The organism is Natronococcus sp. JC468, assembly GCF_012163165.1.
Classification (GTDB): Archaea; Halobacteriota; Halobacteria; order Halobacteriales; family Natrialbaceae; genus Natronococcus; species Natronococcus jeotgali.
Window position 1 is genome coordinate 157,227 of sequence record NZ_JAAVUO010000004.1, and the last position, 14,136, is coordinate 171,362.

Annotated in this window: 16 protein-coding genes and 1 pseudogene; 12 read left to right on the top strand and 5 right to left on the bottom strand. The window is 67.2% G+C overall.

The window, feature by feature from the left end:
• Positions 1–68 precede the first annotated feature (68 nt).
• The gene (gene allB, locus GWG54_RS04330; RefSeq protein ID WP_167936607.1) at positions 69–1,436 is read right to left on the bottom strand and encodes an allantoinase AllB; all 1,368 of its coding nucleotides are present in this window, start codon (positions 1,434–1,436) and stop codon (positions 69–71) included.
• A gap of 285 nt (positions 1,437–1,721) precedes the next feature.
• Here allB and GWG54_RS04335 point away from each other — a divergent pair, with 285 nt between their 5' ends.
• Together GWG54_RS04335 and GWG54_RS04340 are read left to right on the top strand one after the other, a co-directional pair.
• Positions 1,722–2,075 carry a hypothetical protein gene (locus GWG54_RS04335; RefSeq protein WP_167936608.1) on the top strand — a complete coding sequence of 118 codons (354 nt, stop codon included), beginning with the start codon at positions 1,722–1,724 and terminating at the stop codon, positions 2,073–2,075.
• Between the two features lie 208 nt (positions 2,076–2,283).
• Positions 2,284–2,742 (top strand): membrane-associated protein/domain-like protein, encoded by a 459-nt coding sequence (locus GWG54_RS04340; RefSeq protein WP_167936609.1) that lies wholly within the window; start codon positions 2,284–2,286, stop codon positions 2,740–2,742.
• 20 nt (positions 2,743–2,762) lie between these two features.
• On the opposite strand, the gene GWG54_RS04345 is transcribed toward GWG54_RS04340, so the two are convergent.
• Both GWG54_RS04345 and GWG54_RS04350 read right to left on the bottom strand, forming a co-directional pair.
• Entirely contained in the window at positions 2,763–3,263 is a 501-nt protein-coding gene (locus tag GWG54_RS04345) for an ArsR family transcriptional regulator (RefSeq protein ID WP_167936610.1), read from the bottom strand.
• A 179-nt stretch (positions 3,264–3,442) separates the two neighbouring features.
• Positions 3,443–3,601 carry a hypothetical protein gene (locus GWG54_RS04350; protein WP_008425347.1) on the bottom strand — a complete coding sequence of 53 codons (159 nt, stop codon included), beginning with the start codon at positions 3,599–3,601 and terminating at the stop codon, positions 3,443–3,445.
• 102 nt (positions 3,602–3,703) lie between these two features.
• Here GWG54_RS04350 and GWG54_RS04355 point away from each other — a divergent pair, with 102 nt between their 5' ends.
• The 4 genes from GWG54_RS04355 (at position 3,704) to GWG54_RS04370 (ending at position 6,069) form a co-directional block, all read left to right on the top strand.
• Positions 3,704–4,063, top strand: a complete 360-nt coding sequence (locus GWG54_RS04355; protein WP_167936611.1) for a hypothetical protein — start codon at positions 3,704–3,706, stop codon at positions 4,061–4,063.
• 61 nt (positions 4,064–4,124) lie between these two features.
• On the top strand, positions 4,125–4,454 hold the full coding sequence (locus GWG54_RS04360; RefSeq protein WP_167936612.1) for a helix-turn-helix domain-containing protein: 330 nt from the start codon (positions 4,125–4,127) through the stop codon (positions 4,452–4,454).
• A 153-nt stretch (positions 4,455–4,607) separates the two neighbouring features.
• A complete protein-coding gene (locus tag GWG54_RS04365) occupies positions 4,608–4,883 on the top strand; it encodes a PadR family transcriptional regulator (RefSeq protein WP_008425351.1) in 276 nt (91 codons plus the stop codon).
• A gap of 178 nt (positions 4,884–5,061) precedes the next feature.
• Positions 5,062–6,069 (top strand): DUF1616 domain-containing protein, encoded by a 1,008-nt coding sequence (locus GWG54_RS04370; protein ID WP_167936613.1) that lies wholly within the window; start codon positions 5,062–5,064, stop codon positions 6,067–6,069.
• Positions 6,070–6,127: 58 nt separating this feature from the next.
• Here the strand turns inward: GWG54_RS04370 and GWG54_RS04375 are convergent, their stop codons facing one another.
• A complete protein-coding gene (locus tag GWG54_RS04375; protein ID WP_167936614.1) occupies positions 6,128–6,664 on the bottom strand; it encodes a hypothetical protein in 537 nt (178 codons plus the stop codon).
• 409 nt (positions 6,665–7,073) lie between these two features.
• Here GWG54_RS04375 and GWG54_RS04380 point away from each other — a divergent pair, with 409 nt between their 5' ends.
• The 5 genes from GWG54_RS04380 to GWG54_RS04400 are packed head-to-tail and all read left to right on the top strand — an operon-like array spanning position 7,074 to position 12,306.
• Complete coding sequence (locus tag GWG54_RS04380; RefSeq protein ID WP_167936615.1) at positions 7,074–7,652, top strand: N-acetyltransferase; 579 nt, start codon at positions 7,074–7,076, stop codon at positions 7,650–7,652.
• The gene (locus tag GWG54_RS04385) at positions 7,649–8,821 is read left to right on the top strand and encodes a DegT/DnrJ/EryC1/StrS aminotransferase family protein (protein WP_167936616.1); all 1,173 of its coding nucleotides are present in this window, start codon (positions 7,649–7,651) and stop codon (positions 8,819–8,821) included. The genes GWG54_RS04380 and GWG54_RS04385 overlap by 4 nt, the downstream gene beginning before the upstream one ends.
• Positions 8,818–9,795 carry a Gfo/Idh/MocA family protein gene (locus tag GWG54_RS04390; protein ID WP_167936617.1) on the top strand — a complete coding sequence of 326 codons (978 nt, stop codon included), beginning with the start codon at positions 8,818–8,820 and terminating at the stop codon, positions 9,793–9,795. The genes GWG54_RS04385 and GWG54_RS04390 overlap by 4 nt, the downstream gene beginning before the upstream one ends.
• On the top strand, positions 9,792–11,237 hold the full coding sequence (locus GWG54_RS04395; protein ID WP_167936618.1) for a nucleotide sugar dehydrogenase: 1,446 nt from the start codon (positions 9,792–9,794) through the stop codon (positions 11,235–11,237). Before GWG54_RS04390 ends, GWG54_RS04395 begins: the two co-directional genes overlap by 4 nt.
• Entirely contained in the window at positions 11,230–12,306 is a 1,077-nt protein-coding gene (locus GWG54_RS04400) for a glycosyltransferase family 2 protein (RefSeq protein ID WP_167936628.1), read from the top strand. The genes GWG54_RS04395 and GWG54_RS04400 overlap by 8 nt, the downstream gene beginning before the upstream one ends.
• A 186-nt stretch (positions 12,307–12,492) precedes the next feature.
• Here the strand turns inward: GWG54_RS04400 and GWG54_RS04405 are convergent, their stop codons facing one another.
• The gene (locus GWG54_RS04405) at positions 12,493–13,245 is read right to left on the bottom strand and encodes an Lrp/AsnC family transcriptional regulator (RefSeq protein WP_167936619.1); all 753 of its coding nucleotides are present in this window, start codon (positions 13,243–13,245) and stop codon (positions 12,493–12,495) included.
• 141 nt (positions 13,246–13,386) lie between these two features.
• Here GWG54_RS04405 and GWG54_RS04410 point away from each other — a divergent pair.
• Positions 13,387–14,061 (top strand): annotated as a pseudogene (locus GWG54_RS04410) (APC family permease); the annotation flags it as partial.
• Between the last annotated feature and the right edge of the window lie 75 nt (positions 14,062–14,136).

Below are 14,136 nucleotides of genomic sequence, written 5' to 3' on the forward strand. Positions count from 1 at the left end.
GTAAGTTATTTCCGGCGCGACTGCGACCGTTCTGCGGTCGCACTGGCAAATCGTCACAGCAGTCCGTATCAGTCGACGTCGACCCGCATCCCGTACCCCGACTCGCCCACCACGTCGCCGTCCTCGTAGACGACCTCGCCGCGGACGACCGTCGCTGTCGGCTTGCCGACGAACGACTCCCCGACGAAGGGCGTCACGCAGTTTTTCGAGTGGAGCTTGTCGGAACTCTCGAGGGTCCACTCCTCGTCGGGGTCGACGATCGTGAAGTCGGCGTCGGTGCCGATCTGCAGCGACCCCTTCTGCGGGTACATCCCCCACACCTGCGCGGGCCGGGTCGAGTGGCGACGCACCCACTCCTCGAGGGTGAGCCGACCCCGGTCGACGAAGCTGAGCATGACGGGGACCTCGGTCTCGAGGCCGACGAACCCCGAGGTCGCCTCCCAGGTGTTGCCGAACGGGTCGTCGACCTTCTTCTCCTCGGGGGTGTGGGGCGCGTGGTCGGTCGCGACGCAGTCGATCGCGCCGCCGTCGATCCCGACCTCCCAGAGCCGTTCGCGCTCGTCGGCGTCGCGGATCGGCGGCTGGATCCGGGCGACGTTGCCCTTCTCGTGCATGACCTCCTCCGTGAACCAGAGGTAGTGCGGCGTCGTCTCCGCGGTGACGTCGACGCCCCGCTCCTTGCCGCGGGCGACGGCTTCCGCTGCGGAGCCCGAGGAGACGTGGAACATGTGAATCGACGCGTCGGTCTCCGCGGCGAAGGTAATCATCCGCTCGACGGCCTCCTGTTCGGCGATGGCGGGCCGCGAGTGAGAGTGGTCGATCGGGTCGTTCCGACCGTCGGCCTGGAACCGCGCCGTGTAATAATCGATGATCTCGCCGTTCTCCTCGTGAAAGCCCAGCCGCTTGCCCGTCTCGCCGATCCGCTCCATCGCCTCGAGGATCTCGCCGTCGGTCGGCGGCGGCACGTCCCCGACCGTCGAGCCCAGGAAGATCTTGTACCCGAGTACGCCGGCCGCGTCGAGGTCTGGGATCGCCTCGAGGTTCTCCGAGGTGACGACGGCGTAGCTCTGGAAGTCGACGTGGGCGCCGGCCTCGCCCCGTTCGTACTTCAGCTCGAGGCGTTCGGGGCGGTCGATGACGGGATCGGTGTTTGGCATCCCGACGACGGTCGTCACGCCGCCCGCGGCCGCCGCGCGGGTGGCCGACTCCCAGTCTTCCTTGTACTCGAGGCCGGGCTCGCGGTTGTGGATGTGACAGTCGACGACGCCCGGCACGAGGACGGCCCCCTCGGCGTCGAGGACCCGCTCGGCGTCGGGGAGGCGGTCGCTGCGCGCGACGGCGGTGATCGTCCCGTCCTCGACGGCGACGCCCGCGTCGGGGGTTCGCCCGGCGGGGGTGACGACGGTGCAGTTTCGCACGACGAGATCGGCGGTCATCGGGATCACGTACCCGCGAAGCCCGGATATACCTTCTGTTGGCTCGATCGGTCGGCTCTCGCCCGGCCGGCGTCGCCCCTCAAGCGTGGTGCTCGGGCCGACCGTGGCGACCGCGATCGTCGCCTCGAGCCGGTCCTGTCGCTAATCGTGGTTTTCCGTCGGTATCGACGGATTGGCGCGTTTCCGCCTCGAGTTGCGGAAATCGATCGACGCCGCTCGTGCGATTCTCGATCGGTTCGCGTAGGTGAGAGATAACTAACGGGCTCGGCCGGGTGCGATCGACCTATGATCGATAACCTCGTCGTCTTCCTGGTCAGCCTCCTGATCGGCGCGTTCGGCATCTTCGTCGGCGCGAAGGTCGTCGTCGACACCGAGGACTACACCTACGCACTGATCACCGCCCTCATCGGGGCGATCGTCTGGGCGGTCGTCGGTCTCTTCCTGGGATGGATTCCGCTATTGGGCCCGATACTGGTGTTTCTGGCCTATCTCGCGGTGATCAACGCCCGGTATCCGGGCGGCTGGATCGACGCGCTCGTCATCACGATCGTCGCCTGGCTCGCCGTGCTCGTCGTCCTCTACGTGCTCGCGTTCCTCGGCCTCACCGCATTCGAAGCAGCGGGCGTCCCCGGGGTGTAGCGCGCCGCAGACGTATCAGAATAGAACACGCTTTGTTGATATCTAGATGTGGCGCTAAATCGCCTGATACTGGGCTGTAGGTGACATACAGTGACTGGGATAACACTACATGATTTATAAAAAATACTTTGTGGGGCGCTATCGACGGTTCTGCGTAAGACGGTCGCTCCGCAGCGTGCGGTACCACGGACCGATCTCTCCAGCCACCATGATCACGACTCCTTCCGCTACCGGCGCGCTCGTTCCGTCGACCACCGAGGGTACCGTCCCCGGAGACGTCTCCGGTCCCGGACTCGTCTGGGATCCCCACCTCGCGGCCGTCGTCGGACTCCTCGCGCTGGTGATACTCGGCGGCGTTCTCGTCGCCCGGAACCAGCTGGTCGGGACGACCTCGCTCGGAAGCGAGTCCGAACCGCGTCGCGACGAGGAGTTCATGACCGATCGGGAGTGGGTGTGCGAACTCGTCAGGGAAAACGGCGGCCGAATGAAACAGTCGAAGATCGTCGACTCCGTCGACTGGTCGAAAGCGAAGGTGAGCCGACTGCTGGCCGAACTCGAGGAGGACGAGCAGGTCACGAAGCTCCGGCTGGGGCGGGAGAACCTGGTCTGTCTGCCGGGTCACGAGCCGACCGCCTCGAAGTCGCCGGAGCGACCCAAAAACGAGTGAGACGGTCCGGGGTCGAGCGGTTAGCCGAGGAGCTGGTAGAGGCTGCTCGCCGCGACGACGAGCAACGCGAGCACGCTCGAGAGGACGGGATCGAGACTCGAGGCGGTTCCGTCGAGGCCGGCGATCGCGATCAGGAGCAGTCCGAGCAGGCAGATCCCGAGATGAAGGCGAAGCGTCGAGGAGCGATCGCTCGTCTCGCCGTCGACGTACCCGAGGACGTCGTCGAAGTTCGGACCGGGACGGATCGTCTTCGCCTCGGAGTCGTACTCGATGACATCGTCCTCCTGGAGCTGCGGGAGGTGGGTCTGCTGGAGAGAGACGTAGACGCTCTTGTAGAGGTTGTTCGGAACCGACGCCGCGTCGGACTCGGTCGACGCGATCTCAGTCGCGACGTCCGAGACGTCGATCTGGCCGGCCTCTCCGGCGAGCAACTGGACGATCGCTCGGCGGCGATCGTTCCCTAGAATGTGAAAGACCTCGCTTTCCTCGAGCGAGTCGGTTCGGTTCGTCTGTACGGACATTCTCAAGAAGCGTCCGACGACGTGTAGTTCTCGACCGGTCTACCACCCACTACCATACGCCAGGGTTTCGCCGACCACCGACTTCAACCTGCGGTATTAATTCCTGTACTTTCGTTCCGGAAGGATTGTATTCTATCGGCCGAGACAGGAAACTAACACGGGGAAAACGGGGCGAGCGATTAGCGGGGCAGGTGGCCGCCCGATTGCATCTCCCGATACGTCGTGCAGGCGGGACAGCCGTGGACGACGTCGCCGTTGTCGCCGAAAACCCGGGCGAACTGCTGGGTGACGTGTGTCCCGCAGTTTCGACAGCGAGCGCCTGCCGACGACGATTCCATCGGTTTCCAGCCGTGTTGTGTGGGGTTCATGGGTAAGGGAAGGGGGTCGCGGACGGGCGACGGGATCGCGCCATCCGACCTCACTCCCATGCAGGGGGGTAGATGTGGATAAAGGACCGCGACCGTTCACTCCGCGACCGGGTGGATACTCCCGGAAACCCGTCATTTCTGCCCGCGTTGGCGGCTACTGCGACCGCTATCGGGGCTTTCGGTCGAACGGACGGATCCGATCTCAAGGTGAATTCAGCCGGGTTCTTCCGGGTTCGCCGACCGTTGCCGCGACGTCTCGAATTCGACGCCGATCGAAAGTGTCCGTTTCTCGACCGAAAGCAACAGTTTCCGTTGGCGGAGATTTTGCAACTGGGTGTAAGGTCCACCGTTATCAAATACCACTACCGCTTACCGATCTACGTGTTGGAACGCGGCGCCGGGGTCGACGACCGCGGACCGCCGCGGCTCTAGGACCGGAGCTCGTACCGTCTACCGGTACCGGGGGCTCCGGCACAGCTGGGTGATCACGACTATGTCAACGCAAGCGACCGAGACACGAGCGGAATCGGACTCGAACCCGTCAGTGAAGCTGAACGTCCTCGGGGACGACTGCGCACGGACGATCCTCGTCGCGACCAGCGACGGCCCCAAGACGGCCAAGGAGTTGACCGCCCGAACCGACAGCTCCTCGGCGACGGTCTATCGGCGCATCAATAACCTCCTCGAGAGCGACCTCCTCGAGGAGTGCGTCCGCTTCGAGGAGAGTGGCTCGCACACGACGGCCTACAGGGCGACCGTCGAGGGACTGCGCATCAGAATCGACTCGAGCGGGATCGACGTCTCGCTGTCGAAAACCGAGTAGCGACGGCGGGTCCGAGCGCCGCACGGGGGGTGCCGTACCGTCGCGACCAGCATCATCTTACTTCGGGCGGTCGGATCGGAAAGAACTACTAACGCGGCTGTACGATACGGATAACAAATATCCGCTCAGTGGAACGGTCAGTGTGATTGAGCAATGCACGATCTGACCGGCTTCCAGCGCGACCTCCTGTACGTGATCGCGGGCGCCGATCGACCGTCCGGACAGACGGTCAAAGACGAGGTCGAACAGTACTACAGCTCCGAGATCAACCACGGACGGTTGTACCCGAACCTCGACACGCTCGTCAACAAAAGCCTCGTCGAGAAAGGCGAGCTCGACAGACGCACCAACTACTACGCGATCACCGACGAGGGGCGCGAACGGATCAGCGAGCGCCGCGAGTGGGAGCAACAGTACGTCGACCTGTAGCCCGCCGCTGTCGATCCCGATCCGGAACCGCGCCGTCGATCCGTGCGTTTCCGATCGGTCCCGTCGAGCCGTAATCCGGATATAACAAAGCCCGCGAGCGGGGACCGGCTCAACGATCCATGGTAGTAGCCCCCGTTCTCGAGTCGCCGATCGCCCGACCAGCCGCGGTGAGCGTCGGATGAGTCACCCGACGAGCGCGGAGCCGCGGTTCGGCTTCCTCCGGTGGTACCCCCTCGACCTGGCGGTGGTCTCGCTGGCGGCTGCGCTTGCCTACGCCGCCGTCACGAACCTCGAGCCGGGGACCGCGCCGCGGCTGCTGGCGACGTTTCCGCTCGCGCTGTTTCTCCCCGGGTACGCCCTCGTCTCGGTGCTGTTCCCGGCCGGGGAGCGAAGCGCCAGACGAACGGCGCGGACGGCGACGACCCGTCGTCCGCGCGGGATCGACGTCACCGAGCGACTCGCGCTCGGGCTAGCTCTGTCGATCGCCGTCGGGCCGATCGTCGTGATCGCGCTCCCGTTCGCCGGCTTCGCGCTCGAGGCGGCGTCGGTCGCCGGCGGGCTGGCGGCCGTCGCCATCGGGCTGGCCCAGCTCGGGGTCGTTCGCCGACTGCGAACCCCCGCGGCCGTCCGATTTACCGTCTCGATCCGGACGATCCGCGAGCGACTGGGCGGCGGGGTGGGGCTGTCGTCGGTCGTCCTCGGCGTCGCGATCGCGGTCGCGCTCGGCGCGCTCCTCGCCGCGTTCCTGTTTCCGGCCTCGGCGGGCGGGTACGACCAGCTCTCGCTGTACTCCGAGACCGAGGACGGCGAGCTCGTCGCCGGGGAGTTCCCCGACGAGGTCGCGCCGGGCGAGTCGGTTCCGGTCACGATCGAGGTCGAAAACGGCGGCGGGGAGACCCGCGAGTACGCGATCGTCGTTCAGGAGCAGGTCGTCGAGGGCGGCGAGGTCGTCGACCGAACCGAGCGCGGTCGGATCGGCGCGACGGTCGGTGCGGGCTCGGCCGCGGACGGCACCTACGAGGTGGCGCCGACGGCCGAACCCGGCGAGACCGTTCGGATCAGCGTCCTGCTGTTCGAGGGCGAGGAGGCGCCGACGACCCCGACCGAGGAGAACGCCCTCGAGGAGGCGTACTTCTGGGTGACCGTCGCGGAGGAACCTGAGCCGGACGAGGCGGAGAGCGAGTAATCGAACCGCGAACGCCCCGTCGCCGTTCGAATCGCGTCGTCTGCGGGGTGCGGTCGGACTACCGACCCGCCGCGCCGAACGGCAGCGTCAGCGTCGGTCGCCTCGAGACGTACTGGAGGATCGACACCGCCAGCACGGCCAGACAGAGCGCCACCGCGACCAGCGGGGCCAGCGCCGTCGTCGCGGGGCCGATCGACAGCCAGGTGAGCGCGAGCGCGACGACGCCGAGGGCGGTCACCGCCGCGTAGAGCCGGTGCCAGGGGCGCTGGTACCCCGGGCGCCTGTCGAGGTACGGCTCGAACACGTCGGCGCTGGGGAGGAGTTCGATTGTGTGCGTGTCGGGGTCCCAGTCGACGATGCCGTGGTCCTCGAGCATCGGCAGGTGGGTCTGGTACAGCGAGATGTAGACCCGGCGCCGCTGGGTCCGGGTCACCTCGGTGGTCCCGATCCCGTTCTCCCAGGCGGCGACCTGCTCGACCAACGGCGCGAGGTCACAGGTGCCGCCCCCTCGCCGGAGGTACTTGACGGCGTAGCGCCTGCGCGCGTTGCTGAAGACGTCGAACAGTTCGGCCTGACTGAACTCCCCGTCGGTCATGGTTTCCCTCCCGATTCCGACTCCCGTATCCGTCCGTGGGGGCTGTTCGGATGACTCACACCACCGAGTGGGACGGGTCGAGCCTTTACTATCTCGCAGTTACCGACCTGAAATCGCTATATACCGGTTAGGAGCCGTGATTGACGTCAGAATCGGAGTTTCACCGGCCTGAAGTCGGGCGTCGGCGGCGAGCGACCGCAGATCGGGGCCTCACCGGCGTCCGCCCCGTGAGCGCTCGCGTAGTACGGGACTACGCGCCCGTCAAGCCGGGGATAACAAAGCCGCGCTACCGGGTGTGTCCGGACGACTGCCCATTCGGGCACCGAGTAGCTATGAGAGAACACAGACACGACCGACGAGACACAGAGGGACGGCTTCCGAGCGCCCCCTCGAGCGGAGGCGGGTCCCCGTGACGCGGTTCGTCTCGGGCGAGAACTGTACGATCGCCGCCGACGCGACGATCGATCACGGCGAGTTCGACGAACCTACCAGAATCGGCGCCGACGCGACGATCAGAGCCGGCTCGATCGTCTACGGCGACGTAACGATCGGCGACGGGTTCACCACCGGCCACGACGTCCTGATCCGCGAGCGAACCACGATCGGCGACGACGTCCTCGTCGGCACGAAGACCGTTATCGACGGCGAGACGACGATCGGTTCGCACGTGAGCCTCCAGACGAACGTCTACGTGCCGACCGAGACGACGATCGGGGACAACGTCTTCGTCGGCCCGGGTGCCGTCATGACCAACGACGAGTACCCCGTCCGAACCGAGGCCGACCTCGAGGGGCCGACCCTCGAGGACGGCGCCTCCGTCGGCGCGAACGCGACGATCCTGCCGGGGGTGACCGTCGGCGAGAACGCGTTCGTCGCGGCCGGCGCTGTCGTCGTCAAGGACGTCCCCGCCGACAGCCTCGCCGTGGGCGCACCGGCTCGAACGCGACCGCTTCCAGCCCCCCTCGAGGGACCGAACCAGCTCGAATGACCGACACCGAAACCGACGCCGACGGCGCCGACAGTGCCATCGAGCGCGCCCCCGCGGACGACGAGTCCGTCCCGATCGCCGACCCGTCGCTCGACGAGGATGCGATCGATCGCGTCCGCGAGGTCCTCGAGCGCGGCGAACTCGCCGACGGGCCCGAGGTTCGGGCCTTCGAGGCGGAGTTCGCCGCCTTCTGTGGCACCGACCGGGCGGTCGCGACCTCGAACGGGACGACGGCGCTGGTGACCGCCCTCGAGGCGCTGGGTCTCGAGGACGGCGACGCGGTCGTCACCTCGCCGTTTTCGTTCGTCGCGAGCGCGAACGCGATCCGGCTCGCAGGCGGGACGCCCGTGTTCGCCGACATCGACCCCGAGACGTACGCGCTGGATCCCGGCGCGGTCGAACGGGTCGTCCGCGACCGCGAGGACGTCGTCGGCCTGCTACCGGTGCACCTCTACGGGCTTGCGGCCCCGATGCCCGCGCTATCAGATCTCGCCGACGAGCACGGCCTGTTCGTCCTCGAGGACGCCTGCCAGGCCCACGGGGCGAAATGCGAGGGGACTCGGGTCGGCACCCTCGGCGACGCCGCCTGCTTCTCGTTTTACCCGACGAAGAACATGACGACGGGCGAGGGCGGGATCGTCACGACCGACCGCGAGGACGTCGCCGACCGGGCAGCCCGGTACGTCAACCACGGCCGCGGCGAGACCGGAACCGGCGGCTACGACCACCTCGAGCTGGGCCACAACCACCGGATGACCGGGATCGCGGCCGCGATCGGTCGGGTCCAGCTCGAGCGGTTGCCTGCCCGGAATCGGGCGCGCCGCGAGCACGCGGCCGCCTACGACGAGGCCTTCACCGACCTGTCCCTCGAGACGCCGACCGAGCCCGCCCGGTACCGCCACGTCTACCACCAGTACACGGTTCGGGCGAACGACCGGGACGCGCTCGCGGCGGCGCTCGCGGAGCGAAACGTCGACACCGGGATCTACTACGAGCGACCGATCCACCGCCAGCCGGCCTACGACTCCGTGAGCACGGCCGCGGCGACGTTCCCGGAGGCCGAGCGGGCCGCCGAGGAAGTCCTCTCCCTGCCCGTCCACCCGATGCTGTCGGCCGACGGGCGACGAACCGTCGTCGAGGCGGTACACGACTACTACGATACGCAATGACAGACCAACCTCCCGTCAGGACCGGCGTCATCGGCGCCGGCTCGATGGGCGAGAACCACGCGAGGGTGTACAGCGAGCTGCGAACCGTCGACCTCGTCGGCGTCGCCGACCGCGACCGCGAGGTCGCCCGACGGGTCGCTGCCGAGTACGGAACCGACGCCGTCGACCTCGAGACGCTGCTCGATCGGTGCGACGCCGTCACCGTTGCGGTACCGACTCACGCCCACGCCGACGTCGTCTCGCGGTGTCTCGAGGCCGGCCTCGACGTCCTCGTGGAGAAACCGATCGCGGGCACGGTCGAGGAGGGACGCGCCCTCGCCGAGTTGGCCCGGGAGCACGGGCGAGTTCTCCAGGTCGGCCACATCGAGCGGTTCAACCCCGCGGTGGGGATGCTCGAGGAGCTGATCGACGACCTCGAGATCATCGGCGTCGAGGCCGAACGACTCGGCCCGCCCGTCAACCGGGACGCGCCCGGCGACGTCGTCTTCGACCTGATGATCCACGACGTCGACGTCGTCGGCGCCGTCCTCGGCCGGGAGCCGACGTCGATCTCGGCGATCGGCGCGGCCGACGGGCGGTACGCGACGGCGACGATGGAGTACGGCGACGTGGTCGCCGCCCTAACCGCGAGCCGGGTCACACAGAAGAAGGTCAGGCGGCTCACCGTCACCGCCAGGGAGTGTCTCGTCGAGGTTGACTACCTCGAGCAGTCCGTGCTCATCCACCGGGACTCCTACCCCGAGTACCTCACCGACGACGGCCAGAACCGCTACCGCCACGAGAGCGTCGTCGAACGGCCGCGGATCGCCACGAGCGAGCCCCTGCGGTGCGAACTCGAGTCGTTCCTCGAGGCCGTCCGCAGCGGGTCCGACCCCGAGGTGACCGCCGAGGACGGCGTCGCCGCCCTCGAGACGGTCCAGGCGATCGACGCGAAACTCGGCGGACGACGCGGGCGGGAGGTGAACGCCCGATGAGCGCTCGTCCGCCCGCGCCGTACGACGGCGAGCTATCGGACGACGAACTCCGCGAGCGACTCGTCGGGGGCGAGATCCCCGTCGCCGTCTACGGGCTCGGCAAGATGGGGCTGCCGCTGGCGGGCGTCTACGCCGAGACCGCGGGCGACGTCACCGGCGTCGACGTCGACCCGGCCGTCGTCGAGACCGTCGCCGAGGGGCGAAGCCACGTCGTCGGCGAACCCGGGCTCGACGAGCTCGTCGCCGACCAGGTCGCGCGCGGACGGCTCGAGGCGACGACCGACGGCGCCGTGGCCGCCGCGGACGCCCGGATCCACGCGATCATCGTGCCGACGCTGGTGACCGAGGACGACGAGCCGGACCTGACGACCGTCGAATCCGTCCTCGAGGACGTCGCCGCGGGACTCGCGCCGGGCGATCTGGTGATCGCCGAGTCGACGCTGCCGCCCGGTTCCTGTCGGGACGTCCTGTACCCACACCTGCGCCAGGAGAGCGGGCTCGAGCGCGGAGCCTTCGGGCTCGCGTTCTGTCCGGAGCGGACGTCCTCGGGGAGGGCCCTGCGGGACATCCGCGGGGCCTACCCGAAGGTCGTCGGCGGCGTCGACGCAGCCAGCACCCGCGCGGCCGAGCTGATCTACGACGAGATCACGAGCAACGAGGTCCACGCGGTCTCGGACGCGACGACCGCGGAGGCCGTGAAGGTGTTCGAGGGCGTCTACCGCGACGTCAACATCGCGCTGGCCAACGAGCTGGGGCGGCTCGCCGACGAGCTGGGGATCTCCGTCCGCGAGGCGATCGACACCGCCAACGGCATTCCGGTGTGTCAGCTCCACGAGCCGGGCCCCGGCGTCGGCGGTCACTGCATTCCCTACTACCCGCACTTCCTGCTGTCGCGGTTCGAGGAACCGATGCCGGTGATGCGAACGGCCCGGGAGCTCAACGACGCGATGCCGTCGGTGGTCGTCGACAGGCTCGCCGACGAGCTGGCGGCGACGGGAACCGACCTCGCCGAGGCCTCGGTCGCGGTGCTGGGGATCACGTACCGCCCCGGCGTCGAGGAGACCCGCGCCTCGCCCGCGATCGGCGTCATCGAGGCGCTCCGGGAGGCCGGCGCCGACGTCGCGGGCGTCGATCCGCTGGTCGATCCCGCCGAGTACGGCGCCCGCCCGGTCGCCCTCGAGGATCTGCCCGACGAATCCTTCGACGGTGCCGTCGTCGTCACGCCCCACGAGGAGTTCGAGGCGATCCCCTGGCGCGAGCTCGAGCCGATGGTCGTCGTCGACGGCCGGGACGCCGTCGACCTCTCGGGAACCGGGCACCGCCAGTACACCTTCGCGGGGAGCCGCGGGGGCTCGCCGCCCGTCGGGGGCGAGGGAGACGGCGCGAGCGACGCGTCGGAGCCGCCGGAGCCGAGGCGAACGGACGGTGGACGCGATGTATAAGGGCGAGTCGGTCGCGGTCGTCGTCACCGCCTACGACGAGGCGGCGTTCGTCGGCCGCGTCCTCGAGACGGTGCCCGCCTACGTCGATCGGATCTACGCCGTCGACGACGCCTCGCCCGACGGCTCCTGGGGCGTCATCCAGCGGGTCGCCGAACGAATCAACGAGTCGGCCGAACCCGCGCGGGCGGTCGCCGACGGCGGCGACGGCCGACGGATCGTCCCGATCCGTCACGAAGAGAACAGGGGGTACGGTGGCGCGGTCAAGACGGGCTACGAGCGGGCCGTCGACGACGGAATCGACGTCGTCGCCGTGATGAACGGCGACGGCCAGATGGACCCCGCGATCCTCGATCGGATCCTCGACCCCGTCGTCGACGGCGAGGCCGACTACGCGAAGGGGAACCGACTGCTCGCGCCCGAGGATCGGGACTCCATGTCGACGTTCCGGTTCGTCGGCAACGCCGCACTCACGGGACTCTCGAAGTTCGCGACGGGCTACTGGACGCTGTCGGACCCTCAGAACGGGTACACCGCTATCTCACGGGAGGCGATCGAGGCCCTCGACCTCGAGGCGATCACCGACCAGTACGGCTTCCTCAACCACGTCCTCACCCACCTCAACGTCGCGGAGTTCCGGGTCGCCGACGTCCCCATGACGGCCGTCTACGGCGAGGAGGAGTCGAGCATCGGCTACCCGTCGTTCGTCCGGTACGTCTCCCTGCTGTTGCTGCGGAGCTTCCTGTGGCGGCTCAAGACCCGGTACGTCGTCCGGAGCTTCCACCCCGCGGTCGTCTTCTACGGCGCGGGCGCGACCGGGCTGGCCGGCGGGCTCGTCGGACTGGTCGGCTCGCTCGCTCGAGCGGTCCGCGGCGCCGAGAGCTTCACGGGCGCGGTCGCTTCCTTCGTCGCCGCGCTGGTCGGTACGGTCGCGCTCGGGATCGCCATCTGGCTCGACCGCGAGGAGAACGCCCACCTCGAGGTGAGCCCGTACGATCGATCCGACGAGGACCTCGTGGACGACGGACCGTCGGATCCGCTCGGCGAAACGGCAGCCCGGTCGGTCGAGTGAACAACCCCACCCTACTCGCTCGCCACAATAGTGGCTCGCTCGTTGAGGGTGGGGCTTCCCGTCTCTCGAACGGGACTTCCTGTTTCGACGACGCGGCTTGCAGGCACTGAAACAGTGTCCACAGCGGCCGCACCGGACGACTCGTTCGTAGAGCTGCGACGGAATTGGATCGCTCGAAACGGCAGCTTAGGCCTCTTCTTCGGCGATAAACGCGTCGATCACGCGATCGGTGGCACCGCTTCGAGACAACACCGTTACGATGTCGTCCGGCTGGATGACGGTCGTTCCGTGAGGCGTCAACACGTCCTCTTCTCGCTCGATCGCGATAACCAGCGAGTCGTCGTCGAGGACGCCGCGTTCCACCGCCTCCTCGAGCGTGTGGTCGACGATCGGAGCGTCAGCCTGTACAGTCACGTCGACGACGTTCGCGTCGCCGGGGAGGCTGATGAAGTCCGTCGCACTGTCGATCGAAATCTCCTCGTCGGGTCCAAACGCCGCGTAGGGACTGTTGATTTCGGATTCGATCAGGGTTTCGTCTTCGATCTCGATCCCGAGACGCGAGAGGGCTCGAGCGATCCGTCTGAGGTGTTCCGTATCTTCCCCCACGGCCATAACGTGGAGATTCCGCCGCCCAGTCATCAACTGGCGAACGTTGATGACGCCAGGGACAGCGCTCGCTTCCTGTGCGAGTGCGTTACGTTCGGAGACCGGTGCGTTACAGACGTACAGGTTCGTCAGATGGCCCTCGGCCCGTTCGAAGTCGATCTCGGCGGTGTAGCTGCGAACGATGTCGTGCTCCTCGAGTTGCTTGATGCGATTCCGTATCGTACCCGGTGAGACGTTGACGTATTCGGCGATCGTCGGTGCGGACGTATTCCGAGCGTCGTGCATCAGTTCGTAAATGATGCGCCGGTCGATCTCGTCGAGCCGATAACTCATGGTACTCGTATCGTACGGCGGCCCGGTACTTTATATCGATCTCACAGCGACCTCTTCTGATGCGTTAATACAGGCCGTTAAAATTACTGTTTCAGTAATCTAGCCGGTAGCATTATGCGCATCGTCTGCAACGATTCCGGTATGAGCCACGCCGACGGTGACGAGGAACTCGCGAAGGACCTCGGTCTGGTCTCCGCGATGACGATCGGGATCGGGACGATGATCGGTGCTGGAATCTTCGTCTTACCCGGTGTCGCCGCCAACGAGGCGGGACCGATCGTCGTGGTGTCGTTCGTCGTCGGCGGCCTGATCGCGATGGTGAACGCCCTCTCGGTGAGCGAACTCGGGACGGCGATGCCGAAAGCGGGAGGCGGCTACTACTACATCAACAAATCGCTCGGACCGATGTTCGGTTCGATCGCTGGCATGGGCGACTGGATGGGACTCGCCTTCGCGTCCGCGTTCTACTGCATCGGGTTCGGCCAGTATCTCGCCGTGTTCGTTTCGCTGCCAGAGATCGCGTTTCTGAGCCCGATTCAGTTCGGAGCGCTTCTTGCCGGGTTGATCTTCGTCGGCATCAACTATATCGGCGCCAAGGAGACGGGCGGTGTTCAGACGATAATCGTGTTCGCACTGCTCGCGATCCTCACCGCGTTCGCTCTCGCGGGCTTTATTTCGTTCGACTACTCGACGCTGGCCAGCGACGGCGGCCTCGCACCGTTCGGAACGGGTGCAGTCCTTCCGGCAACGGCGCTCGTGTTCGTCTCGTTTCTCGGCTACGCGAAGATCGCGACCGTCGCCGAGGAGTTGAAGAACCTGCTCTGACTTTATGAGAATCCTGTTTAAGCCCCAAGTCGGTGAACGAATGCGCTGGGGTTGAAGGAGACCGTC